This window comes from Streptomyces niger (assembly GCF_000718305.1).
Classification (GTDB): Bacteria; Actinomycetota; Actinomycetes; order Streptomycetales; family Streptomycetaceae; genus Streptomyces; species Streptomyces niger.
The window spans coordinates 1-2,005 of record NZ_JOFQ01000052.1; the positions used below are offsets into that span (position 1 = coordinate 1).

The 2,005-nt window shown below is 73.0% G+C and carries 1 protein-coding gene; it reads left to right on the top strand.

Annotated features, from left to right (window positions below; all coding sequences use genetic code 11):
* The coding region (locus IF20_RS36835) for a condensation domain-containing protein (RefSeq protein WP_199896931.1) at positions 1-2,005 on the top strand (2,005 nt) is incomplete at both ends.

The window sequence follows — 2,005 nt, forward strand, 5'->3', positions numbered from 1 at the left end:
GCGCCCCGACGGCACCCTCGAACACCTCGGCCGCGCCGACGACCAGGTCAAAATCCGCGGCTTCCGCATCGAACTCGGCGAGATCGAAACCACCCTCCTCACCCACCCCCGCATCCACGAAGCCATCGTCACCGCCCACGAAACCCCCGACGGGCACCGCCGGCTCATCGCCTACTTCGTCACCGACACCACCCTGCCCGCCACCGAACTGCGCACCCATCTGTCCGAGCGGCTGCCGGACTACATGGTTCCCGCCCTGTTCGTGGCGCTGGACCGGCTGCCGCTCACGCCGAGCGGCAAGGTCGACCGGCGCGCACTGCCCGCACCCGAGGTCCACACCGACCAGCTGGCGACCGGGTACACCGCACCGCGCAACGCCACCGAGGAAACCCTCACCGCCATCTGGTCCCAGGTCCTCGGCGCCGAGAAGGTCGGCGTGGGCCTGCGGCTGACCGGTCCCCTCGACACGGACGCGCTCCGCGCGGCGGTCGGCGACCTGGTGGCCCGCCACGAGGCGCTGCGTACCACCTTCGACGTGGCCGACGGCCACGGCGTACAGATCGTCCACGCCGACCTGGCCCCCGCGTGGCGCACCGAGGAGGCCGCGAGCGAGGAGGAGCTGCGGGCCCTCGCGCAGGAGGAGCTGACCCGCCCGTACGACCTGCGGAACGGGCCGCTCGTCCGGGTGCTGCTCGTCCGGCTCGGCGCGGACGAACACGTCTGCGTCCTGGGGATGCACCACATCATCACCGACGGCTGGTCCATGGGTGTCGTCTCCCGGGAGCTCGGTGAGCTGTACCTCGCCCGGGCCGGGAACCGCGCGCCGGAGCTGCCCGACGTCACCGCCCAGTACCCCGACTTCGCCGCCTGGCAGCGCAGCCGGCTGGCGGAGGGCGGCCTGCTGGAGGACCAGCTCGGCTGGTGGCGCCGGCAGCTCGACGGCATCGCTCCGCTGGAGCTGCCCACCGACCGGCCGCGCCCGGTGGTGCGCTCGTCCAAGGGCGCGGTCCTCGGCTTCGACGTACCGGCCGCCACGGTCGACGGGCTGAAGGAGCTGGCCCGCGCCCAGGACGCCACGCTCTTCATGGCACTGACGGCGGCCGTGCAGGCCGTGTTCGCGCGCTACACCGGACAGCGCGACATCGCCGTCGGCACGGCGTCCGCCGGCCGGAGCGGTGGCGGCCTGGAGCAGCTGGTCGGCTTCCTGGTCAACACGGTCGTCCTGCGCTCGCAGATCGACCCGGAGGCGTCCTTCGCCACCCTGCTGGGGCAGGTGAAGGAGACCGTGCTCGATGCGTTCGCGCACGAGGACGTGCCGTTCGAGCGTCTGGTGGAGGCGGTGCAGCCGGAGCGGGACACCAGCCGTACGCCGCTCGTGCAGGCGATGGTGGTGCTCCAGAACGCGCCGGGCATGCACCCGCACCTCGGGGACGTCCGCGTCACCGACTACCCGCTGGAGCGGGACACCGCGCTGTTCGACCTCACCCTCGAATTCGAGGAGCACGAAGGCGGTCTGCGCGCCGTGGCCGAGTACAGCGCCGAGCTGTTCGACGCGCCGACCATCGCGCGCTTCGGCGAGCACCTCAACACCCTGCTCGCCGCGGCCGTCGCCGCCCCGGGCCGGCCCGTCTCCGCGCTGCCCCTCCTCACCGAGGGTGAGCGGGAGCGGTTGGTTCGGGAGTGGGGTGTCACGGAGGGCACGGCCCCCTGGGAGGGCACGATCCACGAGCGGGTGGCCCGGCAGGCGGCACTGACGCCGGACGCACCGGCCGTCTCGTACGCCGGTGCCACACTGACCTACCGAGAGCTGGACGAGGCGGCGAACCGGCTGGCCCACCACCTGCTGTCGCACGGCGCCGGCCCGGAGCAGCTCATCGCCCTCTCGGTCGAGCGCAGCCTCCAGACGGCCGTCGGCCTGCTCGCCATCCTCAAGACCGGCGCGGCCTACCGCCCCAAGGGTGTCGCCGTCGAACACCACACCGTCCTGCACCTGCTGGCCAACTGC